Source organism: Pseudoalteromonas sp. Xi13 (assembly GCF_003952205.1).
Taxonomy (GTDB): domain Bacteria; phylum Pseudomonadota; class Gammaproteobacteria; order Enterobacterales; family Alteromonadaceae; genus Pseudoalteromonas; species Pseudoalteromonas atlantica.
This window is the reverse complement of the sequence record NZ_CP034439.1, coordinates 79,867-105,491: the sequence shown is the minus strand read 5'-3', so window position 1 is coordinate 105,491 and position 25,625 is coordinate 79,867. Positions and strand designations below refer to the sequence as shown.

27 protein-coding genes are annotated in these 25,625 nt (G+C 41.8%); 18 read left to right on the top strand and 9 right to left on the bottom strand.

The window, feature by feature from the left end; all coding sequences use genetic code 11:
• Positions 1–9 precede the first annotated feature (9 nt).
• The 4 genes from EJ103_RS00520 to EJ103_RS00505 are packed head-to-tail and all read left to right on the top strand — an operon-like array spanning position 10 to position 3,562.
• Positions 10–717 carry an HAD-IA family hydrolase gene (locus EJ103_RS00520; protein ID WP_126005467.1) on the top strand — a complete coding sequence of 236 codons (708 nt, stop codon included), beginning with the start codon at positions 10–12 and terminating at the stop codon, positions 715–717.
• 24 nt (positions 718–741) lie between these two features.
• Positions 742–1,842 carry a retroviral-like aspartic protease family protein gene (locus EJ103_RS00515; protein WP_126005465.1) on the top strand — a complete coding sequence of 367 codons (1,101 nt, stop codon included), beginning with the start codon at positions 742–744 and terminating at the stop codon, positions 1,840–1,842.
• 24 nt (positions 1,843–1,866) lie between these two features.
• Positions 1,867–3,168 carry a hypothetical protein gene (locus EJ103_RS00510; protein WP_126005463.1) on the top strand — a complete coding sequence of 434 codons (1,302 nt, stop codon included), beginning with the start codon at positions 1,867–1,869 and terminating at the stop codon, positions 3,166–3,168.
• Between the two features lie 37 nt (positions 3,169–3,205).
• Positions 3,206–3,562 carry a HopJ type III effector protein gene (locus EJ103_RS00505; RefSeq protein WP_126005461.1) on the top strand — a complete coding sequence of 119 codons (357 nt, stop codon included), beginning with the start codon at positions 3,206–3,208 and terminating at the stop codon, positions 3,560–3,562.
• Between the two features lie 15 nt (positions 3,563–3,577).
• Here the strand turns inward: EJ103_RS00505 and EJ103_RS00500 are convergent, their stop codons facing one another.
• Positions 3,578–3,985, bottom strand: coding sequence for a GNAT family N-acetyltransferase (locus EJ103_RS00500; protein WP_126005459.1), 408 nt, complete (start codon positions 3,983–3,985; stop codon positions 3,578–3,580).
• 41 nt (positions 3,986–4,026) lie between these two features.
• Positions 4,027–4,332, bottom strand: a complete 306-nt coding sequence (locus EJ103_RS00495) for a DUF6482 family protein (protein ID WP_004588987.1) — start codon at positions 4,330–4,332, stop codon at positions 4,027–4,029.
• A 90-nt stretch (positions 4,333–4,422) separates the two neighbouring features.
• On the opposite strand from EJ103_RS00495, the gene EJ103_RS00490 reads away from it, so the two are divergent.
• From EJ103_RS00490 to EJ103_RS00480, 3 genes are all read left to right on the top strand, one after another.
• The gene (locus tag EJ103_RS00490) at positions 4,423–5,115 is read left to right on the top strand and encodes a pseudouridine synthase (protein WP_126005457.1); all 693 of its coding nucleotides are present in this window, start codon (positions 4,423–4,425) and stop codon (positions 5,113–5,115) included.
• Between the two features lie 102 nt (positions 5,116–5,217).
• Positions 5,218–5,592 carry a BlaI/MecI/CopY family transcriptional regulator gene (locus EJ103_RS00485; RefSeq protein ID WP_004588989.1) on the top strand — a complete coding sequence of 125 codons (375 nt, stop codon included), beginning with the start codon at positions 5,218–5,220 and terminating at the stop codon, positions 5,590–5,592.
• A gap of 9 nt (positions 5,593–5,601) precedes the next feature.
• Positions 5,602–6,813 carry a M56 family metallopeptidase gene (locus tag EJ103_RS00480; protein ID WP_126005455.1) on the top strand — a complete coding sequence of 404 codons (1,212 nt, stop codon included), beginning with the start codon at positions 5,602–5,604 and terminating at the stop codon, positions 6,811–6,813.
• A 73-nt stretch (positions 6,814–6,886) separates the two neighbouring features.
• Here EJ103_RS00480 and EJ103_RS00475 read toward each other — a convergent pair whose 3' ends face one another.
• Positions 6,887–7,270, bottom strand: a complete 384-nt coding sequence (locus EJ103_RS00475) for an MAPEG family protein (protein WP_121636797.1) — start codon at positions 7,268–7,270, stop codon at positions 6,887–6,889.
• Between the two features lie 254 nt (positions 7,271–7,524).
• On the opposite strand from EJ103_RS00475, the gene EJ103_RS00470 reads away from it, so the two are divergent.
• Positions 7,525–8,403 (top strand): DMT family transporter, encoded by an 879-nt coding sequence (locus tag EJ103_RS00470; RefSeq protein ID WP_206435488.1) that lies wholly within the window; start codon positions 7,525–7,527, stop codon positions 8,401–8,403.
• Between the two features lie 81 nt (positions 8,404–8,484).
• Here EJ103_RS00470 and EJ103_RS00465 read toward each other — a convergent pair whose 3' ends face one another.
• The 4 genes from EJ103_RS00465 to EJ103_RS00450 form a co-directional block, all read right to left on the bottom strand.
• Positions 8,485–8,802 carry a multidrug efflux SMR transporter gene (locus EJ103_RS00465; RefSeq protein ID WP_004588993.1) on the bottom strand — a complete coding sequence of 106 codons (318 nt, stop codon included), beginning with the start codon at positions 8,800–8,802 and terminating at the stop codon, positions 8,485–8,487.
• Positions 8,802–10,334: a bifunctional GNAT family N-acetyltransferase/carbon-nitrogen hydrolase family protein gene (locus EJ103_RS00460; RefSeq protein WP_029773759.1), complete on the bottom strand. Its 1,533-nt coding sequence runs from the start codon at positions 10,332–10,334 to the stop codon at positions 8,802–8,804. Before EJ103_RS00460 ends, EJ103_RS00465 begins: the two co-directional genes overlap by 1 nt.
• 88 nt (positions 10,335–10,422) lie before the next feature.
• Positions 10,423–11,271, bottom strand: a complete 849-nt coding sequence (locus EJ103_RS00455; protein WP_126005453.1) for an MBL fold metallo-hydrolase — start codon at positions 11,269–11,271, stop codon at positions 10,423–10,425.
• A gap of 58 nt (positions 11,272–11,329) precedes the next feature.
• On the bottom strand, positions 11,330–13,615 hold the full coding sequence (locus EJ103_RS00450) for a penicillin acylase family protein (RefSeq protein ID WP_126005451.1): 2,286 nt from the start codon (positions 13,613–13,615) through the stop codon (positions 11,330–11,332).
• Positions 13,616–13,761: 146 nt separating this feature from the next.
• Here EJ103_RS00450 and ycaO point away from each other — a divergent pair, with 146 nt between their 5' ends.
• From ycaO to folX, 7 genes are all read left to right on the top strand, one after another.
• On the top strand, positions 13,762–15,522 hold the full coding sequence (gene ycaO, locus EJ103_RS00445) for a 30S ribosomal protein S12 methylthiotransferase accessory factor YcaO (protein WP_126005449.1): 1,761 nt from the start codon (positions 13,762–13,764) through the stop codon (positions 15,520–15,522).
• A 114-nt stretch (positions 15,523–15,636) separates the two neighbouring features.
• Complete coding sequence (locus tag EJ103_RS00440; protein ID WP_126005447.1) at positions 15,637–18,999, top strand: ATP-binding protein; 3,363 nt, start codon at positions 15,637–15,639, stop codon at positions 18,997–18,999.
• Between the two features lie 41 nt (positions 19,000–19,040).
• Positions 19,041–19,667: a DUF480 domain-containing protein gene (locus EJ103_RS00435; RefSeq protein ID WP_121636792.1), complete on the top strand. Its 627-nt coding sequence runs from the start codon at positions 19,041–19,043 to the stop codon at positions 19,665–19,667.
• Between the two features lie 69 nt (positions 19,668–19,736).
• Positions 19,737–20,573, top strand: a complete 837-nt coding sequence (nadE, locus tag EJ103_RS00430) for an ammonia-dependent NAD(+) synthetase (protein ID WP_055255384.1) — start codon at positions 19,737–19,739, stop codon at positions 20,571–20,573.
• A 117-nt stretch (positions 20,574–20,690) separates the two neighbouring features.
• Complete coding sequence (gene folM, locus EJ103_RS00425) at positions 20,691–21,410, top strand: dihydromonapterin reductase (RefSeq protein WP_126005445.1); 720 nt, start codon at positions 20,691–20,693, stop codon at positions 21,408–21,410.
• A gap of 24 nt (positions 21,411–21,434) precedes the next feature.
• Complete coding sequence (gene folE, locus EJ103_RS00420; RefSeq protein WP_004589001.1) at positions 21,435–21,989, top strand: GTP cyclohydrolase I FolE; 555 nt, start codon at positions 21,435–21,437, stop codon at positions 21,987–21,989.
• Positions 21,990–21,991: 2 nt separating this feature from the next.
• Positions 21,992–22,348: a dihydroneopterin triphosphate 2'-epimerase gene (gene folX, locus EJ103_RS00415; RefSeq protein ID WP_024032091.1), complete on the top strand. Its 357-nt coding sequence runs from the start codon at positions 21,992–21,994 to the stop codon at positions 22,346–22,348.
• 2 nt (positions 22,349–22,350) lie between these two features.
• Here the strand turns inward: folX and EJ103_RS00410 are convergent, their stop codons facing one another.
• Positions 22,351–22,785, bottom strand: a complete 435-nt coding sequence (locus EJ103_RS00410) for a YqaA family protein (protein WP_126005443.1) — start codon at positions 22,783–22,785, stop codon at positions 22,351–22,353.
• 55 nt (positions 22,786–22,840) lie between these two features.
• On the bottom strand, positions 22,841–23,206 hold the full coding sequence (locus EJ103_RS00405) for a DUF4870 domain-containing protein (RefSeq protein WP_024032093.1): 366 nt from the start codon (positions 23,204–23,206) through the stop codon (positions 22,841–22,843).
• Between the two features lie 181 nt (positions 23,207–23,387).
• On the opposite strand from EJ103_RS00405, the gene EJ103_RS00400 reads away from it, so the two are divergent.
• Genes EJ103_RS00400 through EJ103_RS00390 form a run of 3 tightly spaced genes read left to right on the top strand, consistent with a single transcriptional unit; the run spans position 23,388 to position 25,619 of the window.
• A complete protein-coding gene (locus EJ103_RS00400) occupies positions 23,388–24,089 on the top strand; it encodes a spondin domain-containing protein (protein WP_126005440.1) in 702 nt (233 codons plus the stop codon).
• An 11-nt stretch (positions 24,090–24,100) separates the two neighbouring features.
• The gene (locus EJ103_RS00395) at positions 24,101–24,835 is read left to right on the top strand and encodes a spondin domain-containing protein (protein ID WP_126005438.1); all 735 of its coding nucleotides are present in this window, start codon (positions 24,101–24,103) and stop codon (positions 24,833–24,835) included.
• 58 nt (positions 24,836–24,893) lie between these two features.
• Positions 24,894–25,619, top strand: coding sequence for a response regulator transcription factor (locus tag EJ103_RS00390; RefSeq protein WP_126005436.1), 726 nt, complete (start codon positions 24,894–24,896; stop codon positions 25,617–25,619).
• Positions 25,620–25,625: the final 6 nt, after the last annotated feature.

The following is a 25,625-nucleotide window of genomic DNA, read 5'->3' as shown; positions in this document are numbered from 1 at the left end:
AATGTAATTATGATCCGATTTAATCGTGCTCCTCGCCCTTTTTCAGTTATGAGCTTTGATTTAGACGACACCCTGTATAACAACCACCCTATAATAAAAGCCGCGGTTAAAGCCCAGCAAGATTATTTAAACGCTCTACCCAGCTACTTACAAAAAGGCCCAAAATACTGGCAACAATGCCGCAACGAGGCTGTATTACAGTTACCAGAGCTTGCTGATAATGTAACTAAATGGCGCCAACATACGCTACGCTTAGCCCTTTCAAAGCTAGATTTAAATGAGCAAGAGGTAGAGCATCATGCCGATGCTGCCTATAACGCCTTTGCCGATGCGCGCAGTAAAATAGTGGTAACCGACGACGTACTAAAGCTGCTAGATAACTTAGCCCAGCACTTTACGCTGGTTGCAATAACCAATGGCAATGTTGAAATTGAGCGCTTTAACTTACGCGATAAATTTGAGCTGGTATTGCAAGCTGGTATGCACGGTAAAGCCAAGCCCCACGGTACACTGTTTGATAAAGCCGCCGCACACTTAAACGTGGCTAAAAGTGAAATTTTACATATTGGCGATAGCCTAGATACCGACGTACAAGGCGCTAATAATGCAGGCTGCCAATCGGTTTGGTTAAACGACCAAGGCGCGGCTTATCACTACAAAGGCCTTGCCGATGTTGAAATTGCGAATATTCATGCCTTAGCGCACTTTATCAAATAGCCTAAATAGAACGAAGAGGTTGCAATGAGCCATTATACCAAGCTAATTACCTTGCTATTAATAGGCTCGCTTAGCCTAAACGCTTACTTATTGTGGCCACAAAAACAACCTGTGGTTGGCACACAAAAAATCCACAGCGGCGAGAGCATCAAAGCGCCAAAAAGTAACCTGCTCAGCCAAGCTCAACAGCAATTTACACAACACAAATTTGATGATGCTCTAAATACATATCAGCAACTAAATCTAAGCGCTCCAAAAAAAGCACATACTTTATACGCTTCGTGGATAGCACAACTAAAGCAATGGCTAAACACAAACTTACTGCTTAGCCAGTCATTGTTAAATGCACTTTTAAATAAAGACCCTTACAATACCGAGTTACTCACTTTACACGTAGATTACCTAGTAAAAAGCGGGCAACGGCAAAACGCAATTATTGCGCTATTTGAGCTCTCCCCATTATTAAACAAGCACCAACAAGGCCCTGTAGATAGGCGCCTTGTGCATTTAACGACTAACGAACTGCATAGTTTGAGTGAGCAGCAAAATTGGCAAACAATTATTGAACAAACTCAAATTTGGCTCGACTATCAAAACGACAATAGCCATTTTTTATACGCACTCGCGCATGCTTATTATCAACTAGAGGACTTTATTAGCGCCTTAACAACTATTGAGCGCATGCCATCAAATCACCCACTACAAGCCGAAGTAACTGCCTTACACGCAATGATAGAGAAAGCTCAATCCCAAGATGACTTTATTGCACTTACCCCCTACGGCGCACATTACTTAATTAGCACCGAGCTAAATAGCTCAATTAAAACAGAGCTAATGATAGATACCGGCGCAAGTATTACTTCTCTTTCGAGTGACGTGCTTAACCAACTTTCACCCAGACCACTGTATTTAGGCGATGTAACCGTAAACACGGCGAATGGGCAAATTAGAGTAAAACGCTACCAAATTGAGTCGTTTAAAGTAGGGATGCAAACTATTTACGGTTTTGAAGTGCTCAGTATTGAAAACACCCGCGGCCAAGGTTTGTTAGGAATGAACTTTTTATCTAGATTTAAATTTAATATAAATCAACAAACAGATGAGTTAGAGTTGAGTGCTAAATAAACAAAAAATAATAAAAGGAAGTTTATGCGTACTCTACTATTTACACTACTTTGTTTTTGGCAATGTACTGCTCAGGCAACAAATTATTTTGTAAAAGACAAAAGTTGTGAGGCTATTTCACCCGAAATAGAAATAAGCCTTAGCGCTACACTGAGAGATTTAGATAACCATCAAAGAAAAAGACAAAACCTTAGACAAAAAGCGCTGAATAAGTATAGCGAACAGTACAATCAACAGCATGAGCAACTATATGTAGAGGAACGCTTTACTACAAATAGCAGCCACGCTGCTGAAACTCCTACAATAAGCAGAGCCCAAAAAAAATTACACTACCTTATTAAGCTCACCCCCTCAAAAAACTGCAATCAACAAGTCGCTATGACTAGCGAGCTATTTATTTCTGGAATGCACAAGCACAGCCTCTCAAATACCATTGAGGGGAATGCAATTGATGTCACTTTAGACATAAACAATTCCCCTAAGTTTACTCAATTTAACAACCCCCTCATCACCCCCACTAACTTTTTTGGACTCCAATTTGGCAGTAGCTATGAGCAGGTATTAGCGTCTCTCGGACTTGCTAGTTTATCGCTAAGCGATAACAATAACGCAATACTTGTATATGGAAGAAATCATGCTTTTCACTTTAAAAACAATGTATTTATAGGTTATCAGTTCCATGAAACGCTACTACCTATGGTGATAAATAATGAGCTTTCTTTGGCAAATGAAAAATTACAAATAAGCACCGGTACAGATCAGGCTATTTTCTTAGATACAGATTTAACCCAACCAGCAATTAATAAATTAAAAAACAGTTTTGATGAAGTGGAAACCGCATCTTATAAAGTATCTATTAACAAGTCAGAGCAAAGAGTTGTTGGTATATCGCACGGTGAATTAGTTGAACATATAAAGAGCAACACTCAATGCTATAACGGCACAATATTGGCCGATGAATACTTAAAAAAACACAAAAATAGTAAAACGCTTAAAGTAGTTAATGAAAATCATGACAATATAATCATTACTCCTTGTTATGAGTTTATATATGAAGGCAACGGCTACATTTCTAAATTAAAGCTTGTGGAGCCCTTTTCAACCGCTAAAATTAAGCTCGCTGCATTAGCTGGCTATATTAACCAAAGTACACAGTGGAACTTATCAGGCGTAAAATACAACGACCCTGTTGCAAGCCTTGCTAAGTTAGGCGATTACGACGAGTTCTTTGACTCAGCAGAATTTACTTCTCAACACTGGGATGGTTATTTTTATATTTATGACGGAAAGCTTTTAAGTGCAGAGCTTACAAGCAACGACTATTAATTTTTCTCTTTGAATCTTCTGTTAGAAAAGGACAAACATGTTACTAAACGATTTTTTGCAGCAACTTGCAGACAACCCTAAAAGCATACAATTTAGCGATACCATGGCGGTAATAGAAGCTAATTACGATTTTACCGCGTGTGGATTTAATAACCACGGCTTACTTAGCTCTGCAAGCGAGAACAATGGCTCGTGTAAAATTTTTGCGTTTGCTAAATTAAACGATTTAAGCAAGCAAAATACATTGGATTGCTTTGGTAAGTTTTACCGCGAAGACGTACTAGAAAACCCTAAAGGCGATGATCACATGAACATTCGCACGTTTATGTTAGCGCCAGAAGCGACTCCATTTTTAGGCCTGAGCTTTGATGGTGAGCCACTAAAAGAGAAATAACACTAAGCTACTAAATTAAAGCGTTTTTTCCATAAAGTAACGCGTACCAGAGCGCGGATAGTTGTTAAGCTGATACTTAACCACGTATCCGCGCTTTTCATAAAAAGGCTTGGCCTGAAAATCGAGTGTATCAAGTTGAGCGGTCGTTGCACCTAGTTTAGCAGCTGATTGTTCAAGTGCCGTTAGTAACTTATCTGCAAGCCCTTGACCTCGCGCTACATCGCTACACCAAAGCCAACTAATCATCAGCCAATTTCCAAACACACACCCACTAATACCTGCAACAAGCTCACCTTGCTCATCAACAAATTTATAGCCTAATGGCACTCTTTGCGCATCAAAATGCTGCGCGTTAAATTCAACTATTTTAGTGCGAAGCGCTGAGTTTAACGCATCGGTATTATCTGCTTTTAATTGATACATGTACCGCCCTTAAAGAAGCAGATACTAGCAAACAAACTTAATTAAAAAAGGTTATTTTTTCCATAAGGTACTTCTAGCAAATTGCTGCTTGTTTTTTCGGGTTGGCCGCACATTTCATCGTAAGCGCTAGTGTGTCGCAGTACCATTTCGGCGTAGGCTATTTTTTCAAAACGTTTTTGAATATGCAGCGGGCTGAGCGCTTTTACAAACTCGCCATTTTCTTCAGTAACGTAATACTCTACGTTATTTATAATGACAGACACTTGATATAGCGCCATTTCAAGGGAGTGCGCGACCACTTTTTGTAATGGTTCGTGCTTTTTTAACTCAGAAAATTTCATACCCATAACAATCGCCTTTTAATAAAAAGTAACTTTATAGATACGCACCTTTGCTATAATCGCGATCAAATTATTACATCACTGCCTTTTAAGCTTATGAGCAATAAAATTCGACTCGCTAAATATATCGCTCACGCTGGTGTGTGCTCACGAAAACAGGCATCGCGTTTAATTGATGAAGGTGTGGTGACTGTAAATAATCGCCCTGCTAATCATATTGATCACGTTAATGAGCAAGACGACGTAATAGTTAATGGCCAAGCAGTAAAAGGGGCTGCCGATTTAGTTTATTTTGCGTACCACAAGCCTGTAGGCATTGACTGCAAATTAAATGAAAGTGACCCCGCCAGTCTTATTCACCATTTGCCTACCCTCACTCGGGTTTACCCCATTGGCCGATTAGATAAAGACTCTCGGGGCTTACTTATTTTGACCAACGACGGAGATTTTTGTAATCAACTTATTCACCCTGACTTCCACCAGCCGAAACATTATTTAGTCACGGTAGATAAACCTATTAATAACGCGTTTTGCGAAAAAATGGCCGTAGGAATCCCCGTCGATAAACAAGTAACCTTACCGTGTGAAGTAACAAAAATAGCTGACAACCAGTTTAGTATTATTTTAAAGCAAGGGCTTAACAGACAAATACGTAAAATGGCGCATTACTGCGGCTTTAAAGTAATTGATTTATTTAGAGTGCAATTTAGCGAACTTGCCCTCTCAAACCTAAACCTACCTGAAAACCACTATATACAAATTAATAAAACAGATATTTCAAAAACCTAATACCAAGTCGCTTAATTACATCATAAAAAGTTAAAAAATAACCTTGCAAAAATAGATTACAGGTGTAGTCTTAACTTAAAGATTACATTTGTAGGCAATAAAATGATTGAGTTATCAAAAGCAGAATTCGACGTGCTTGATGCGCTTTGGATTAATTACCCAGCAACCGCCAGCCAAATTATTGAGCGCTTAAGCGATGATAAACAATGGCACGAAAAAACCATTAAAACCCTACTGGGTCGATTAGTTAAAAAAGGCGCACTGACCTTTGAAAAAGACGGCCGCCAATATATTTATACTCCTTGTATGGAGCGCGCCGACTACACATTAAAAGAAAGCAAAAACTTTATTGAGCGCTTTTTTAGTGGCCGCATAGCGCCGCTGGTAAGCGGGTTTGCTAAATCAGAGCAGCTTTCGCAACAAGATATAAACGAGTTAAAAAAGGTCATTGATGACTGGGAAAAAAACCAAAAGTAAGGAGTGGCTATGGATATTCAAACCCTGTTCAACTGGTTACTAGAGCAGCAATTATTACTCAGCATAATGCTTGGCGGGTTTATTATATGTGAGCGTTTTAGTTTAAGGCTGCTTGGCCCAGGCTTTGTGTATAAATTAGTATGCCTAATCCCCGTATCGTTACTGGTTGCAAACTTACCAAGTAACATTAAGCCACTGCAAAATAGCGCCATTAGCCATTATTTAATAACGCCTAACCAACCCCTTATTAATAACTTAGGCCTAAATTGGGCCGTGCTTTATGTAGTGGTTAGCCTAGTGCTGTTTAGCATAGCGTTTGTTGTGCATATTCGCTTTATAAAAAACCTGCAGCTCAATTATTTAATTAATAGCGAACACACTCTAACCTCACACATTAAAACCCATACCAGTAATCATATTGCATCGCCAATGGTGGTGGGTATTGTACAAAGTAAGCTCATACTGCCTAGTAATTACAAAACCCAGTTTGATAAAGCCACTTTGGCACTTATTTTAGAGCATGAGGCTGTGCACATAAAACGCAAAGATAACCTAATAAATGCCCTGCTGTTACTGACTACTATTTTAATGTGGTTTAACCCGCTCGCCTGGATGGCTTACGCAAGCTTTAGACGCTTGCAGGAGCTAACTTGTGATCAGCAGGTACTTGCCAATAAAACCACACACCAACACATTTTATACAGCAAAGCCTTAGTTAACTGCGCGGCAGCAACGCCCGCAGGCCTAATGGCTTATTCACACTACGGAGATAAAAAAACCATGTTACAACGACTTACCAATATAAAGCACAGTGGCAATCACTCTCGCCTTGCCAAAGGTGGCTTACTGCTAATAGCAACAAGCATGCTTAGCGGTTTAGCCATTGCAAAACAGCCCCAAACTGAAATAACGAAAGAGGAGCATATTTCACCAACAATACGCATTGAACCTGTCTACCCAGCCCAAGCCGCTAAGCAAGGCATTAGCGGCTCGGTTGTATTAAAGTACGATATAGCCGCCAATGGCAGAACAAAAAACATTAGTGTCATTCAATCTAAGCCGTCAGACGTTTTTGATAAATCAGCTAAAGAAGCGCTGGCAAAGTGGGAGTATAAAATCTCTGAGGCAGGCTTTAATGATGTACTTGTACAGCTCGATTTTGCTATAAACAGCGAGGTTGCTAATACCGATTTAATAGAGCGAATTAAAGTATCGCATTAAGGCTAATGAGTAATGCAAGAGCACAAAGCAAGCGCCCTTTTAGGCCGCTTGCTTTGTGGTTTTAACAATAAAATTAAATACTCACTACAATCATGGCAATGGCAGTGCCTAAGCCAATAAACCATACAAGCGAACGGATAATATCTAAGTTCAACCAATAAAAAATGCAATACAAAGTGCGCGAAACTATATGAGTAACCGCCAAGGTTTCGGTTACTGCATTTACCGAGTTAGTTCCCAATACCACCGCAATAGCAACGGCAAACACTGCTAGTGATTCAAAACAATTTTGATGAGCAGCGAGCGTTCGCGCACCAAAGCCCGTTAATTTTGCTTGTTGAGAGCGCGGGTGTTTATTGTCGTATTGGCCAAGCTTTGCCATCGCAATGGCCACTGGTATTTTTGCAAAATAAGGCATTAATACAGCAAGTAATGCGCATACTACTAATGTTGTCATAATTTATTCTCTTATTTTAAAACCTAGTTATTTAACCAATACATATAACACACATACACAAAAAAGCCGCCAACACGTTTTATGACATACGCAGGCGGCTAAACAATAACATCATACTTACTATAGCTAAGTTTACCTATAAAGCAGTGCGGCATAATGTCGCAGGTGATGAATATTCACTATCACCCTTAATGCATCGCATTAATAACTAAAGATTGTTAACTTATAGACCTTATTTTTTACCGACGACCCCTATGACTTGGATCTTTTTCACTTTTTTAGCCGCCTTTATGCAAGCATGGCGAAATGCCCTACAAAGTAAATTAAGCGCACATACAAGTGTGGCTGGCGTAACCCTCTCGCGCTTTATTTTAGCCGGCCCTATTGCTGCAGTGTATTTGTATGGTCTTTATCAATATAAAGACACAGCCATGCCTACGTTTAATAATGCCTTTTGGGGGTTTGTTATTGGCGCAAGTGTTATGCAAATACTCGCCACCGGCTTAATGGTAAAACTGTTTAAAATGAATAATTACGCCATAGGTGCAGGGCTTGCTAAAAGTGAGGCATTAGTAGCGGCTATTTTAGGGGTATTGTTTTTTGGTTCTGCGCTCAGCCTTCTTGGTTGGCTGGGTGTATTTTTAGGCGCTATTGCGGTGCTTTTACTTAGCGGCATAACCAGCGTAAAACATTTTGATTCTAAAACAGCGTTACTTGGCCTTGCCTGTGGTACCAGCTTTGCCCTTACATCGCTGTGGGTGCGTGAAGCGAGCTTAAATTCAGGGTTATTGTTTCCGTACTCAGCTGCATGGGTTTTACTGTTTGTAATAAGCCTACAAACGCTTATATTACTTGGCTATTTACTACTAAAAGAGCCACACACTCTTGGCAAACTTTGGCAATATAAAGGCACCACTGCCGCAATTAGTACTTTTAGCTGTGTAGGCTCTATTGGCTGGTTTAGCGCAATGAGTTTACAGCACGTAGCGTATGTTAAAACGCTTGGTCAGGTAGAGGTATTTTTTACCATGCTAATTGCTGTACTTTGGCTCAAACAGCCACTTAAAAAGCAAGATACCGCGGGCTTAATACTCATAGCCATTGCCGCTGTTTTAGTAATGCTGCCCAATTGAGAACATAAAAAAGCGCAGGCTTTTAAACCTGCGCTACTATAGGCTGCTTATAACGTTTAAAGCGGGTATTAAGCGCTCTTCTTAAGAGCTAATTTTTAGCGTTATCACACCGCAAATAATCATGAGTACACCAGCAATACGGCCAAACGTGGCTGCATCACCGTAAAGTAATATACCCACTAAAAACGTACCCGCAGCACCTATTCCGGTCCATACGGCGTAAGAAGTCCCCATTGATATTTGCTTTTGTGCAAGCCACAACATAAAACCACTGGCTGTTAAAAATGCAATGGCCATTACTATACCCTGCCAGCGTGTGTCGGGATTTTGTGAAATTTTTAAACCAATTGGCCAGCCTATTTCAAGCAAGCCGGCAATGACTAAATAAACCCATGCCATTAAACATCTCTCTTTTTCAAAATTACGTCGTATAAATCTTCGCGGCGATCTTTTAAATTGCGCACCGTACCTTCGCTATGAAGAATTTTTAGCTTATCCATATCAAGGTCGCTGAATAGTAACATTTCGGTATTAGGTGTGGCTTCATTTAATGTTGCATCGTGCGGAAACGAAAAGTCAGACGGGGTCAACACTGCCGATTGCGAGTACTGTACGTCTAGGCTTTCTACCTCAGGTAAGTTACCCACTGAACCTGCAATAACCACATAACATTCGTTTTCGATTGCGCGCGCTTGCGCACAATGGCGAACCCGTAAATAACTATTTTTAGTATCGGTCCAAAACGGCACAAAGAGTATATCAAGCCCCTGCTTGGCTAATATGCGCGAAAGCTCAGGGAACTCTACATCGTAACAAATTTGAATACCTACACGCCCAGCATCGGTGTCAAACACGGCAATTTTGTCGCCGCCTTGAATCACCCAATCATTTTGTTCATGCGGGGTTATGTGTATTTTGCGCTGCTCGTCTATTTTACCGCTACGGTGGCATAAGTAACTTACGTTATAAATTTTATCGTCTTCGGCAAGCGGCATAGAGCCGGTAATAATATTGGCGTTATATTCTATTGCCATACGCGACATCGCGTTTTTAAATGTTTCGGTATATTCGGCTAAATAGCGGATAGCTTCGGTTTGATTATTCTGATCGCCTAAACCCATAAGTGGCGCGTTAAAAAATTCCGGAAATAATATAAAATCGCTTTTGTAGTCAGATACCGTATCTACAAAGTATTCTACCTGCTTTAGCATTTCGTCAACCGACTCTACACAGCGCATTTGCCATTGCACCGCACCTATACGCACTATCGATTTAGTTGATTCGAGCACGGTATCGGTTGGCTCGTACATTATGTTATTCCACTCAAGCAAGGTGGCGTAACCTACAGACTCTTGATCCTCCGGCAGGTACTTTTTAAGTAACCGTTTTACCTGAAAGTCGTTAGAAAGCTGAAAACTTAAAATTGGGTCGTAAAGCTCTTTTTGGTCAACCTTTTCAATGTATTCCATTGGCGTCATTTCACTGCTGTGATTGTAATAACGCGGAATACGGCCACCGGCTAAAATAGCGCGTAAGTTATATTGGCGGCACAACTCCTTACGGGCATCATAAAGACGGCGCCCTAAGCGCATGCCTCGGTGGGTTTCGCTAATTGCTACATCTAAACCGTATAGCGCATCGCCGTCGGAGTCACTAAATACACGGTCGTGCCCATCGGCTATGTCTTCGTATGTGTGAGGATTTGAAAAACGCGCGTAGTCTACTTGCACACTTAGTGCTAAGCCCACCAGCACGCCATCATCTACAATGCCTATTTGCCCTTCAGGGAACTGATCTATCAATCTAAAAATAGTATGGCTTGGCCACGCGCCACCTAAATCGGGATAAGCCTGATCCATTAAGGTTTTAATTTGCGGATACTGCTCTTTTGTTAAGTTACAAATTTCTAGGTGGGTTTTTTCTGCCGACATACACAACTCCTTTGGGCATAATAAAATAAAAGCCGAATGTACGCTAAAGTACACTCAGCTTTGTATCATGTTTTTTACGTTACGCGTACTACTTTAAACTGCGATAAAAAAGTGTAGTCACTTTCTCTTTTGGCAACCAGCCTGCGTACTTAAGATTAAGCGCAGCCAGCGGATCGGCTTTTAGTACTTGCTCTAAGCTTGCGTTATTTTGCATTGCTTTTAGCATTAAATCTTTGGCTTTTTTAACAAGTTTAGCATACGTTTCCAGCCCTGAACGGTCACTTACCGGCCCATGCCCGGGTATCACTATGGTGCGCTCATCTATTTGCTTAATAACGTCATTTACGGCTGCTAATATTCCATCAACACTGCCGCCGCTATCTACATCTACAAACGGCAAGCTGCCAAAGTTAAAGTAAATATCGCCCATGTGCACTATGTTATCGTTATTAAAAAATATCACCGAATCACCGTCTGTATGTGCATGGGCGTAGTGCACTACATGGGCGTGTTCGTTATTAAAATGCAGTTTTAAATCGTGGCCAAAGCTAATGCGTGGCAGGTAATCTGAGTTTGCACCGTGTTTTTCTTCTAATCGCTTATGTACGTTGTCGTGCGCAATGACATGCGCACCGGCTTTGGCAAAGTTTTCGTTGCCGCCAGTGTGGTCGCCATGATGATGCGTATTAATTACAAACTCTGCACTACCGGGTTTTAAATCGCTAATGGTTTTTTTAATGTCGTCTGAAAGCTTAGCAAATTGGTCATCAATAATGTAAATGCCATCTTCCCCTACACTTGCGGCAATGTTACCGCCTTGGCCAAACAGTACATACACACTGTCGCTTAGTTTTTCTGCCGTTACCGGATTTTCATCTGCCTGTGTTGCACTGCTAAGTAATAAGCCTGTTATTAATGCGGGTAGTATTTTTTTCATTTTAGTTCTCTGTTGATTTATTAATGATTATATAGAACGTGATTAACTGTAATTTAGTTCATCGTGCTGGCTCTATCACTATTTGATGTATTAGCGTTTGTGGTAGTAAAGGCGTGTGCTTACCTTCAATGTAGTCACTAAAGCCTGCACGGTAGAACGCGGATAGCGGATGCCCCGACTGCCCACCGGGCACTGCCATAATGGCGTTTTCTAAATGCCCTGGTTGGGCAATAAAGCGCTGCGATGCACCAAAGCTTTTGCCCTGTACGGCGGGCATGTAGCTATCGCCAAAAGCTGGCGCTACAGGCATATTTAAAAGCTTAGCCAGTATGGGCATTTGTTTAGCAAACGGGTGCTCAATATTAAGCGCATTAACTTTACCCCACTGCCAATTTTGTAAGTTATCCCCATACTCAGCCCCAAGTGCGGTCACTGTTTGGCTAAATGCACCTAATAACTGCTCGTCCCAATTTTTATACTCAGGGTTTACCCATGAGCCCGGCCTATCTTTAATAAGCTGCCATATAGCTGGTTCTAGATCGCGTTTTACATATCTAAGCGTGGCGTCTTGCTCATTAAGTTTGTTCTCCATGCTTGCAAATACAGTATTAATTAATGTGCTGCGGTAGTGTTTAACTAAGGTATAACCTACCGAGCTTGCACATGCGCATTGCTGCCAGTTTTCAAGTGCACTTATGTACTGTGCGTTTTTGGCTTTGTCTTTTTTAAGCTGATTAAGTAGCAATGTGTGCCATGGCGTTAAAAAGCGGGCTTGGTTATCAAGCTGTAGCGCGTAAAAGTCGCTTTCAGCAAAGCTTTGTTTTTCAAATAATCTATCACGAATTTGGCTTGAGCGTGCGCCTAGTGCATAACCACCGTTACCAAAGCGTGCATTATCAGAGGCCGACACAACGCGGGAATTACCTGTCCATAATCGTCCATTTTGCGGGTTTTTAATATAAGGGCGCTGATGCTCATTTTGCTGCCAGTCGGGTGAGTATTCGTTTGCATTAACACTTAGCTCACTCGGTGTTTTACGCGCCGGTATAGCGCCAATATGTTGCCATGCAGCACTGCCTTGGCTATCTACCACCATTAAATTTTGTACCGGAATACCCACATCGCTTGCCACATCTAGCGCATCATCTACGCTAGTTGCTTGCTCTAGTTTTAGCAGATCCATGTTTACAGCATAAAGTTGGTGTGCAGCCCAGCTAAGTGCATAAGGCTGTTTATTTATATATTTTACTGGGCCGTATTCGCTCATGGTTAATGAGTAATCGTCCACGTCGCCACTAGGCAGTGCGATAGGCTCATTGACTTGCCATGTTTTATTATCGTTACTTAAAGCAACCCAATCGGCCGTGTCTATGTAGCCGTTAGTAAAGCCCCAGGCAATTTTATTATTGGTACCCACCACAATAGCAGGGGCGCCGGGTAGCGATACGCCAGTTACCTGAGCTTGCTCGCCATTTTGCCTGTAATTAAGCTGTGCCCTGTACCAAATAACCGGCACCGCCATAGATAAATGCATATCATCAGAGAGCATGGCTGCTCCCGTTTGGGTATGCGCACCGGTTACTGCCCAGTTATTGCTGCCGCGCTCTTGGTTTGCCTGAATATTTTTAACCGTGTGCTGTGCTTGCTCTGGAAGTTGAGGAATGGTGCCTGTAAACGGGGCAAGTTTACTGCCATCAAGCGCCGCTTGGTATTGGCTAGGTTGTGTTAAAAAATCAACCATGTGTTGCCCGTATGCTTGCTCAATATGTATGAGCGCTTCATCTCGCTCAAAGGTGGCACTTTGCAAATCAAGGTACATGCTAAATATAACTAATAGGCTATCTTCACTTTGCCATGGTTTTTGCGCTCCGCCTGTAAGTAAATACTCAAAGCTTGCAAAGCCAACTTGTGCCAGCCCTTCGTTTACACCTTGGGCGTAGCTGTTTAATAGTTGTTTATCACTTTCGGGTAAGGTGTTTAATATAGCGCGGCTGCGTTTTCGCAATTGATGAAAGCGCATTTTTTTATCAAGCCCAAGGGCCGCTTTACCAAATAACTCACTAAGCTCACCGGCGGCGTTACGTCTTAATAAATCCATTTGAAAAAAACGGTCTTGCCCATGCGCATAGCCTAACCCGTATGCGGCGCTATTGCGGTTTTCTGCCTTTATAACCGCCTGCCCTAGTGCATCACGCGAAATAGTAACCGGCTTCTTAATTGCTGTACTTTGGCCTTTACCATCAAGTGTGGGCATACTTAAACTTAATACGCCATACACAAGCGCTGTGCCAGCTAACCCTAAAACCACAACGAGTAATACTAGCCATTTGATTACTTTAAACATTAATTTGTCCTTTGCACCATTTGTTGCACATATAATAACCATAGTTTTATTAAATAATAATGTTCTTACTCGCAAAGGGTGAAATAAACATCAAAATCCACGATAATAGCCATTCCACATTTTGTGCAGATCTAGTTGAGACTCATATGACTGAAAAAACATTTATCAAAGGTAAAGACCGCGACCTAGAATCGTCTATCTCTACCATGCAAAACAAGCTAAAAGCGCTAAACATCAATGTTGAAGAAGCACTTTGGCTTAACCCTGTAGCTAACTGTTATTCAGTTCATATAAAAGACAGCGACTGCGGTGTTATGTTTACCAATGGTAAAGGCGCAACCGATAAAGCATCTATCGCCTCTGCGTTAGGTGAATACTTTGAACGATTAAGCTGTAATTACTTTTTTGCCGACTTTTACCTAGGTGAAGAATTTGCAAACAGCGACTTTACTCATTATCCAAATGAGAAATGGTTTAAAGTTGAAGGCAATGAAGTACCAGAGGGCATAATGGACGAAAGCCTTTGGGATTACTTTGACCCAGAGCGTGAGCTTAATGCCTCACACCTTTTTGACTTTAACTCAGGTAATAACGAGCGCGGCATTTGTACATTGCCATACACACGCCAACGCGATAACCAAGACGTATACATTCCGGTAAACGTAATTGGTAATATTTTTGTTTCTAACGGCATGAGCGCAGGTAACACTAAGTTTGAAGCACGTGTACAAGGGCTATCAGAAGTATTTGAGCGCGCCATTAAAAACCGTATTATCGCAGAAGGTATTTGTTTACCTATCGTCCCTGAAGAGGTTGTAAAGCAATACCCTAAAATTCACGAGGCGTGTGAAGAACTACGCAGCCATGGTTTTCATTTACGTATTGCCGATGCATCACTTGGCGGTAAATACCCTGTAATGAGCGTAACGCTTATTAACCCTGTTGATGGCTCTGTGTTTGCCTCATTTGGTGCTCACCCATCATTTGAAGTTGCCCTTGAGCGTACAGTTACCGAGCTACTACAAGGACGTCGCCTTGATCAACTTGATGTGTTCCAACCAGCTACTTTTGATAACGATGAAGTTGCAACGCCTGAAAACATTGAGCTGCACTTTATCGACTCAAGCGGTTTAATATCGCATGACTTTTTCCGTGCCGACGCCGACTTTGACTTTGTTCATTGGGACTTTAGCGGTACAACGGAGCAAGAATACAACTTCTGTACTGACTTAATTCACAGCATGGGCCACGACATTTACATTATGGATTACACACACTTAAACGTGTATGCATGTCGTATTTTAGTACCAGGTATGTCAGACATTTACCCAGTAGATGAACTAATTTGGCGTAACAACAACGAAGGCGCTAAATTCCGTGAGGCATTCCTATCGCTTGATCAGTACGATGCGCAGCAGTGGATGGACATTTACGACAGCCTAGAAGAAGCAGGCCACAGCGATATTATTCGTGCTGCTGAATTTATTGGCCTTGCCACCGATGCCGACACACCATGGCATACACTGCGTATTGGTGAGCTTAAAGCGCACTTATGTTTAGCCGCAGTCAACGAAGAAGCCATTGATTGGGTAGACTGGATACTACACACAGGCCAAGTAAACGAAGATGCAATGCGCCACTTCCGTTGTTTAAAAGCCATTCTTGAAATTAAATACGATGACGAGCGCGACTACGCCGACTACCAAGATGCACTGGGTTTAATGTTTGGCAGCGATAACGTCACGCTGGCTATTGAAATAGCAGAAGGCCGTAAATTATTTAATGGTTTAACCTTCCCAGGTTTATCGCTTGAAGGCTTTAAAAAGCATGCAGCACTACTTGATGGTTACCGTAAGTTACATGTCGCTAAGCAAAGCCATTGGGCACGTGAAGTAACCGACGCTTAATAGTTAAACTACTAATTATAAAAATAAAACGGCGCTAATTTATCAGCGCCGTTTTTATTTATACAATAAATTAGCTATAGTTAAATTGCCTAAAATAACAGCATGACTTAGCCAATGCCGCCAAAAAATAACAACAAAAAAAACACTACCAGCAACTATAAGCTGACCTTTTGGTTATCGCTTACGCTAATAATATTAGTGAGCATTGTGTTAGATAGAATTAACTACAATCGCGCAAAAGACGCCCACCGCCTACAAATTTTATCTCAAGTAAGTACATACCGTGCACAACTAGAGGCCACCTTGGTATCAAACATTCAGCTAGTTCGTGGATTAGCGGTTGCTGTATCAGCTGAACCTGAGTTACAACAAGCACGGTTTGAGCAAATTGCCGCGCCTTTGTTTAAAACCTCCAGTGAGCTGCGCCATATTGGTGGTGCGCCCGACATGATAATTCGTATGTCTTACCCACTAAAAGGTAACGAAAAAGCCATTGGCTTAAACTTTTTAGAAAACAAAAACCAACGCCTAGATGCCATTAGAGCCCGTGATACCAATACTATTGTTATGGCAGGGCCACTTAAACTAGTGCAAGGCGACATTGCCCTTATTGCCAGAGTGCCTGTTTATATTCCGCCCGAAAACCGCTTTTGGGGGTTATTATCTGTGGTGCTCGACATTGAAAAAGTATACAAAAACTCAGGCATAAAAGAGCTTGAAAAAAACTACAACATTGCTATTCAAGGGCGTCATGGTTTAGGCAAAAAAGGCGAGTTTTTTTATGGCAATAACAATATAACCACACAAGAGCCGCTTGATTTTACGCTTAATTTTCAAGGGGGAAGCTGGCAATTATACGTAGCCCCTAAAGAAGGTTGGAGCCCCGCACCTTCAACTATATGGCCGCTTAGAATCGCCATTATAATTATTTGCGGATTATTAATATGGGCGTTCTTATTCTTTTTAAAAATGCTAAACCGCCAGCAACAAAACGAAAAAATGCTGGAGGCCATGAGTGACCTTGCCCAAATTGGGGCGTGGTCATTTAATTTAGAAACCAAACAAGTGTATTGGTCAGATATGACCAAAAAAATATTTAAGTACCCGCTAAATAAAGAGCCTACCTGGCCTACAAACTTAAATTACTTTAAAGCCGGTGAAAGCAGAGAACGTATCACTCAGCTGGTTGAATCTGCAATTAAAGAAGGCAAAAGTTACGAAGCCGAACTTGAAGTGATTGACTCTGAAGGGCGCGAAATGTGGGTGCTTATTCATGGTGAAGCTGAGCGCAAAAACGAGCGCTGTGTAAGAATATTTGGCTCATTGCAAAATATTGATACCCGTAAGCGCATTGAACTTGAAAACAGCAAAATTGCCCTACATAACGAAATTTTAGCGTCGCTTACAGCCAACGACCTTATTTTAAGTGGCCAATTAAGCCAATCTAAACAAGTTATTACTGAATCTATTTGCCATGCATTAAACATTGAGCAAGCCAGTATTTGGTTTTTTAATAGCTCAAAAACCTCATTGAGTCCTATAGCATCCCATAATATTGAGAACAGAATGGGTAATAATAATGCGGTATGGCTTAAAAAAGAGGCGCCTGATTTTTTTGAAGCCATAGAAAAACACGCTGTGTTTAGCACCAGTGATGCCCAAAATCACCCTCTACTAAAACCCCTTAAAGCGCATTACTTTGCGCCGCTTAATATTAATGCCATGCTGTGCGCAATCATACCGGCGGGAAATGGCACCATTGGCATAGTATGCGCTGAGCAATGTGCTTCAATGCGCCCGTGGTCACGTAACGAAGAAAGCTTTTTAATTGCTGTAGCCGCCCTAGTGGGCAGCTTGCATTCAAGCCAGCAACGTATTGAAACAGAGCAACAGCTAGTCACCGCCAAAGAGGCTGCAGAGCAAGCAGTAATGGCTAAAAGTGAATTTTTAGCCAGTATGAGCCACGAAATAAGAACCCCCATGAACGGCGTACTGGGCATGCTAAATATTATCAAGCGCACCCAGCTCAACCAACAGCAAGAGCACCATATTGAGCTTGCACAATCTTCAGCTCAGTCGCTGTTAAATATAATTAACGACATTTTAGACTTTTCTAAAATTGAAGCAGGTAAACTTGATATAGAAAATGTGCAATTTAACTTACCTAAATTACTTGGTGAAGTTGTTGAGTCGTTTGCGCTTAAAGTGGAGCAAAACAATACCAATCTCATTTTAGATGCCACCCAAATTACTATCAGCGAAATAATTAGCGATCCGAATAGGTTGCGTCAAATTTTAAATAACCTGATTGGCAATGCTGTTAAGTTTACTATTGATGGGCAAATTCTGGTGACCGCGCAGATAGATGAAACCACCGATGGCAGTTTTTTACATTGCTCTATTATTGATACCGGCATAGGAATAGAGGCAGAAAAACAAAAAACTTTATTCGACTCATTCACTCAGGCCGATGCCTCAACCACCCGCCAGTTTGGCGGCACAGGCCTTGGCCTAGCTATTGTTAAGCAGCTTTGTGAACTAATGGAAGGCGAAGTAAGCGTAACCAGCATGCTAAATGAAGGCAGTACTTTCTCGTTTTCTATAAAAATACAGCCCCGTTTAACTAAAGCGCAAGATTTACCCAGCCACTTAATTAATAACAAACATATTTTAATTATTGATGCCTGCACACTTAACGCCAATATTGCCGCCAAACAATTACGCGTATGGGGCGCACACGTTAATATTTTAAGTGACTATAGCGGCATCATTAATTATTTTGATAACTGCGATACCCAGCCAGATGCATTATTAGTCGATTATCATTTTTTTGAGCAAGCTGCGCACCCGCAAATAAATACATTAAAAAACCGAGTAACCACCAAGCAAAGCAAACTGGTTGTTATGGCACCGATGAGTTATTCGCAAGAGCATAACAACATTGGCATAAATATAGACTGCCTGATATTTAAACCGCTTACTCCGTCAGATCTATTTGATTCACTCACTAACGATAAATACATTGAGCAACAACAGCGCCAAGCACAACTGCAAAATGAGTTAACCGAAAAGCCCAAAGAAATATCAGCGCACGCGCAAGTACTTTTAGTAGAAGATAACAAAGTAAATCAGGTGGTGGCCTCAGCGTTGTTAAAACAAGTTGGGCTTACCTTTGATATTGCACAAAACGGCCAAGATGCACTAGATAAGCTAAACAGCAGCCAAGACAAAAAATACCAGTTAGTTTTAATGGACTGCCAAATGCCCGTGATGGATGGCTACCAAGCCACGCAAGCTATACGCGAAGGAAAAGCGGGTAAGCATAATAAACATATTACAATCATTGCTTTAACGGCAAACGCAATGCAGGGCGATAGAGAGAAGTGCCTCGATGCAGGAATGAACGATTATTTAACCAAACCTTTAGATTCCGCAGCACTAGAGCCTAAATTACAACAATGGCTTGGTACACAATAAAGGTGTAAGCTAAAAATACTGTTTACTAATAAAGAAAAGCCATGCATTTATCAGCAAATCAGCAGCGCGTTATTGGCTGCCTTTTAGAAAAACAAAGCACTACACCCGAGCATTATCCACTGTCGTTGAACGCACTGACGAATGCGTGTAACCAAAAATCAAATCGAGACCCGGTTGTAAACTTGAGCGAAAGTGAGGTGCAACAAACACTTGATGAACTTATAAGTCAGCGCCTTGTAACGCTAGACGAAGGGCTTTCGGGACGAGTTAATAAATACGATCACCGTTTTTGTAATACAGAATTTAGTAGTTTACAGTTGAGCACGCAGCAACGGGCAATTATATGTTTACTGCTGTTACGCGGCGCACAAACACCCGGTGAGCTAAGAACGCGCAGCGCTCGCCTAGCTGACTTTACAAACGTTAGCGAAGTAGAAACTGCCCTGAGCGCGTTAGCAAAAGATGACTACGTAACAAAGCTTGAGCGCGAGCCCGGCAAACGAGAAAGTCGCTACATGCACCTTTTTGCTGACCCAGCAGTAGCGCCAAGCCCAGTGCCAGCTACAGAAGTCGCAGAAGTTAAAAACGATGAAATTAACGAGTTACTTGCAGAAATTGAGGAACTAAAAGCCGAGCTTAGCCGTATAAAAGCACATTTAGGACTTTAATTAATAACCACTAAACCAGATAATGTAAGCCTATTTAAAAACAACTTATTAAATAACGAGGAGCTGGCCATGCGCGCCGAAATTATGGCTGAAATGAAAGTTCAGCCAACTATTGATGTAAACGCCGAAATTACCCGTCGAGTTAACTTTATAAAAGCACGTTTAGTGGCAGCCCATAGTGTATCGCTAGTGCTTGGAATTAGCGGCGGTGTTGACTCATCGACCTGCGGGCGCTTGTGCCAATTAGCCGTAGATGAACTAAACGCAGAGCAAAACACTAATAAGTACCAATTTATTGCGGTTCGTTTGCCATACGGTGTACAAGCAGATGAAGACGAAGCGCAAATGGCCGTTGACTTTATCAAGCCTAGTAAACGCATGACCGTCAACGTAAAACCTGCTGCCGATGCATTACACGAGCAAGCTATGGCGGCGGTAGTAGGCAGTGGTGAGGAGCTACCAGAGCAAGCTAAAATTGACTTTGTAAAAGGTAATGTTAAAGCACGCCAACGCATGGTAGCGCAATACGAAATAGCTGGTTTTTGCCAAGGCCTCGTTGTGGGTACCGATCACAGCGCTGAAAACATTACTGGTTTTTACACCAAATTTGGTGATGGCGCATGCGATTTAGCCCCGTTATTTGGCTTATCAAAACGTCAAGTTCGCGCACTTGCAACTGCCTTAGGTGCGCCTGAACTATTAGTAACAAAAGCCCCAACAGCTGATTTAGAAAGTGACCGCCCAGGCCTCACCGATGAAGAAGCATTAGGACTGAGCTATGATCAAATTGACGACTTTTTAGAAGGCAAGCCAGTGGCTGCAGAGGTTGAGCAAAAACTAACTGATATTTATGTTCGCACTCAGCATAAGCGCCAACCCATTCCGACTATTTACGATGATTTATAATGGCTAAGCAGCTAGTGCTGCGTATGCACTAGCTGATCTATTCGCCGTAATGTTACGTAAAACAAAAAACTGATTTATAGTTAATTTTAACGCCTGCCAAAGAGAAAACTGCATTACATGACATCTCCTATTTTAATAACAGGCGCTGGTCAACGTATTGGCCTTGCGCTTGCTAAGCACTTTTTATCGCAAGGCCAAGCTATTATTATTACCTATCGTACGCGCCACGATGCAGTCGACGACTTAGAACAACAAGGCGCCGTATGCATACACGCCGACTTTAGCAGCGATGCCGGTATAGCTAGCTTTATTGAAACACTAAAACAGCAAACTCACTCTTTACGTGCCATTGTGCACAATGCCTCTAGCTGGGACTGCGAAGCCAGTAACCCTGATTTTTCGAGTTTGTTTGATAACATGATGCGCATTCATGCCAAAACACCGTATTTAATTAATAATGCCTGTGCACAGCTATTAATGGCATATCAAGCTGATGCTTACACACCGGCTGACATTATTCATCTTACCGATTACGTTGTTGAAACAGGTAGCCCAAAGCACATTGCCTATGCCGCAAGTAAGGCTGCACTTGATAACTTAACCAAGTCGTTTAGCGCTAAGTACGCACCAAATATAAAGGTGAATTCGGTTGCGCCATCGTTGATTATTTTTAATCAGCACGATGACGAGGCTTACCGTGCTAAAACCCTTAAAAAATCTCTTATGGGTATAGAACCAGGTTGCCAAGAAATTATTAATAGTATTGATTTATTACTGCGCAGCCACTACATCACAGGCCGCGCTTTGCCTGTGGATGGCGGCCGCCATTTAAAGTAGAACACACATTAAACTGAGAAATTTATGCATGACGATTTAAAGCAAAGCTACCAAAACATTATTACCGCTGTGGGTGAAGATGCAGGCCGAGAAGGTCTTCTCGATACACCAAAACGTGCAGCAAAAGCCATGGAGTATTTAACCAAAGGGTATCGTCAAACGCTTGATGAAATTACCAATAATGCGGTATTTAGCTCAGACGCTGACGATATGGTACTTGTCCAAGATATAGAGCTTTACTCTATGTGTGAGCACCACCTATTACCTTTTATTGGTCGTTGCCATATTGCTTATATTCCCGATGGCAAAGTACTAGGCTTATCTAAATTTGCGCGTATTGTTGATATGTTTGCACGCCGCTTTCAAATTCAAGAGCAGCTTACTCATCAAATTGCTAAAGCCGTTGAGGAAGTAACCGGCGCAAAAGGCGTGGGCGTTATTGTTGAAGCTAAACACATGTGTATGATGATGCGCGGTGTAGAAAAGCAAAACTCAAGCATGCGTACCTCTGTAATGCTAGGTAACTTTAGAAGTGACTCTAAAACGCGTAACGAGTTTTTACAGCTTATTAAGGGTTAATTATGGCCAACGCAATTATTAACGTAACCAACTTACGCTTACGTACATTTATTGGTTTTAACCCAGAAGAACGGGAAAAAAAGCAAGATGTAGTGATTAATTTAGAAATTCACTACCCTGCCGATGACGCCTGTAAAACAGACGAAGTGGACCAAGCGCTTAACTATAAAGTGATCACCAAAGAGGTGATAAACCTAGTAGAGCAAGGGCACTTTTTGTTGCTTGAAAAGCTGGTTGCCGAAATACTTGCAGTATGCCATACACATCCAAGCGTGCATTACGCAAAAGCCAGAGTAGATAAACCGCATGCACTGCGCTTTGCCGACTCAGTTTCGCTCACGCTTGATTGGTCAAAGTAACTTTACAAAACCGCTTGTGCACCACTGGCAAGGGCAATAACGGCTAAATACCGCGCGCCTTTGCCAATGCTCACTAATAATAAAAACAGACTAAAACGCACTTTAAATATGCCGCCAATTACCGTTAGTGGGTCGCCAACAATCGGCAGCCAAGCAAACAGTAAGCTATATACCCCATATTTTTTAAATTGAGATTGCGCTTTTTCAAGCCCCTTGGCTGATACCGGAAACCAATTTTTGTGTTTAAAACGTAGCACATGAGTTCCCAACCAATAATTAACACAACTTCCTAGCACATTACCTGAAGTCGCGGCTAACCACAGCAGCCACAGATTAGCTTTTGCTTGGCTTATCATGGTAACAAGTACCACTTCTGAAGAACTTGGTAATAAAGTAGCGGACACAAACGCACTAAAAAATAAGGTGATATAAAGCATTAAGTACTTAAAGTAAAAACCCAGCATACAGCTGGGTTTATTAAAGGGTCGTCATTTATTTTATCAAATTTAGACTCAGTGGGTAATTAAACTCTTTCCCTTCATTGGCTTTAATACTGGCTAAAACCACCATGATAAAAGAAAAAATAGCCACTAAAGGCAGCAAAACGAGGCCGATTACGGCAAAGACTAGTAAAAAACATACAAAGTAAGCTATAGCCATAGTAATTTGAAAATTAAGCGATTTTTTACCGTGTAAATCGACAATTGGCATTTCATCTTTTTTAATAAGCCATACCACTAATGGCCCAAGTATAGAGCCAAACGGAATAACAAAACCGGCTACAGCGCTTAAATGGCAAAGCATAGCCCATGTTTTTTCGTCTTTTGATAACGGCTCAAGCTGTTGATTTTCTTCCATTACGCTCTCCTTATTAGTTAATACATACTGCCTTTTTATTGAGCAGGTGTCTATATAGAGGCGGCTATATTGTTAAATAACACGCCCTAACCCGCTGTGATAAAAAAGTGATAACTTTGTGAGAGTTTCTTGAGGTGGTTATTCAATACTTAGCCTGAATCATCACTTACAGGAAATAATAATGAAAGCTTCAGCATTTACAGTTGCAACCCTTTTAGCAGTAGCTAGCCAATCAACATTGGCAGTAGAGCTAGAAGTAGAAATTACTAACCTCACTAAAGGCCTTTACTTTACACCGGTACTAATAACAGCACACGATAGCGAAGATAAACTTTTTGAAGTCGCAACCGAAGCCTCTACTGCACTGCAAGCAATGGCTGAAGGCGGCGATATATCAGCACTTGTTACTCAAGCGTCAGCAGCGAGCAGCGATATTGCAGAAAACCCAGCGGCAGGCCTTTTAGCACCCGCGGCGTCTGCAACAGCAGAGCTCACAACTACCGATGGCAACGAATACCTATCTGTAGCGGCTATGTTACTGCCAACCAATGATGGCTTTGTAGGTCTAGATAGCTGGAAAGTTCCAACAGAAGCAGGCACCTATACTGTTTACCTCAATGGTTATGATGCAGGTACAGAAGCAAATAACGAGCTTGTAGTAGAAGGCTCGGGTGCACCTGGTGTATTAGGCATCCCTGCTGCACCGGGCGGCCAAGCAGGCACTAACGGTACAGGTATTACAACTGGCGATACAAATACGATGGTGCACATTCACCCGGGGGCCCTTGGCGATGATGACCTAGAAGGTGGAAACAGTGATTTGAATAACACTGTACACAGATGGTTAAACCCCGTTGCAAAATTAACTGTGACGGTTAAATAGGAGAGTTAATTATGTCATCTCTTTCTAATTTTAAAAAAAGTGCGCTTATTTTACTGTTAGCCAGCTCACTAGCCGCATGTGGCGATAACGATAATAACGACTCTATTGAAGATCAAGAACCTGTGGTTGTTGTAGAGCCCGAACCTGTTGTTTATGAGTTTACTATCACTTTTAGTAACTTAACGGCTGGACAACCACTATCACCACTCTCGGTCATTGCATTTGATGAAACCCCACCATGGAAATTTGGTGAGACGGCTTCTGTCGGTTTAGAAATGATTGCAGAAAGCGGCGCTAATGAAGAGTACCTTAGCGATGAAAATGCACTTGCTTCAGTCTCGGCTGAAGGTGGTATTGGCCCTAGCGAAACAACCTCTGTAACCCTTTTAGTTAATGCACAAGATGTTCTTAATTTATCTTTTGCTGCCATGCTTGGGAATACAAATGACGCTTTTACCGGTCTTAGTTCTGTAGATGTATCAACATTGGAAGTAGGCAGTTCAATATCACGAACGACGCCCGTTTACGATGCAGGTACGGAAGCAAATACAGAAACAGCTGACACTGTGCCTGGTCCCGCTGCTGGCGGCGAAGGGTTTAACGAAATACGCGACGATATTGCAGATATAATCACAATGCACCCAGGTGTTGTGTCTAATCAAGATGGCTTATCAACCTCTGCACTAGGTGCTGAACATAAGTTTGATAACCCAGTATCAAAAATCGTGATCACTCGTACACAGTAAAACAGCTTGTAATGGGGATGTGAGGCGACACGGATGTCCCTTTTTTACGAGGTTAACCATGCGGCACGAAAAAATACTGGTAGTAGAAGACGACAGAGAAATAGGGCAATTAATAACAACTCAACTTGCTGCGTTAAATTTGCATGTTGACCATGTTGTAAGCGCTGAGCTCGCACTTAAAAAAATAGCAAAACAACCTTACGGGCTTATTTTACTGGATATAAACCTGCCACAAATGGATGGCTTGAGTTTATGCCGTAAAATAAAAGAGCACTACCCTACCATTTCCGTTATTTTACTTACCGCGCTCAGTAGCGATATGGACCGTGTAATTGGTCTTGAAATGGGTGCTGATGACTATATTTGTAAACCCTTTTTTGCTCGCGAATTACAAGCCCGCGTTAAAACACAATTACGCCACCGCTCACAGCTTCTAGCAATTCAAAATAACGAAAACGACAGCCCGTGCAGCGAACAAAGGCTAAATATCGGCTCACTCAATATTGAATTTAGCTCACATCAAGTTTATTTAGACGAACAAGCACTTAACCTCACCGCCACTGAATTTGATTTACTGGTATATTTTGCTCGCCACCCAAACCATGTTTTTAGCCGCCAGCAATTGCTCGACAAAGTATGGGGGTATCAGCACAGCGGGTACGAGCATACCGTTAACTCACATATAAATAGGTTACGCGCCAAACTTGAGCTACATCATCAAGCGCCTATTATCGAAACCGTTTGGGGCGTTGGCTACAAACTAAATCCAAGCCAACTTACTTAAGAGCCT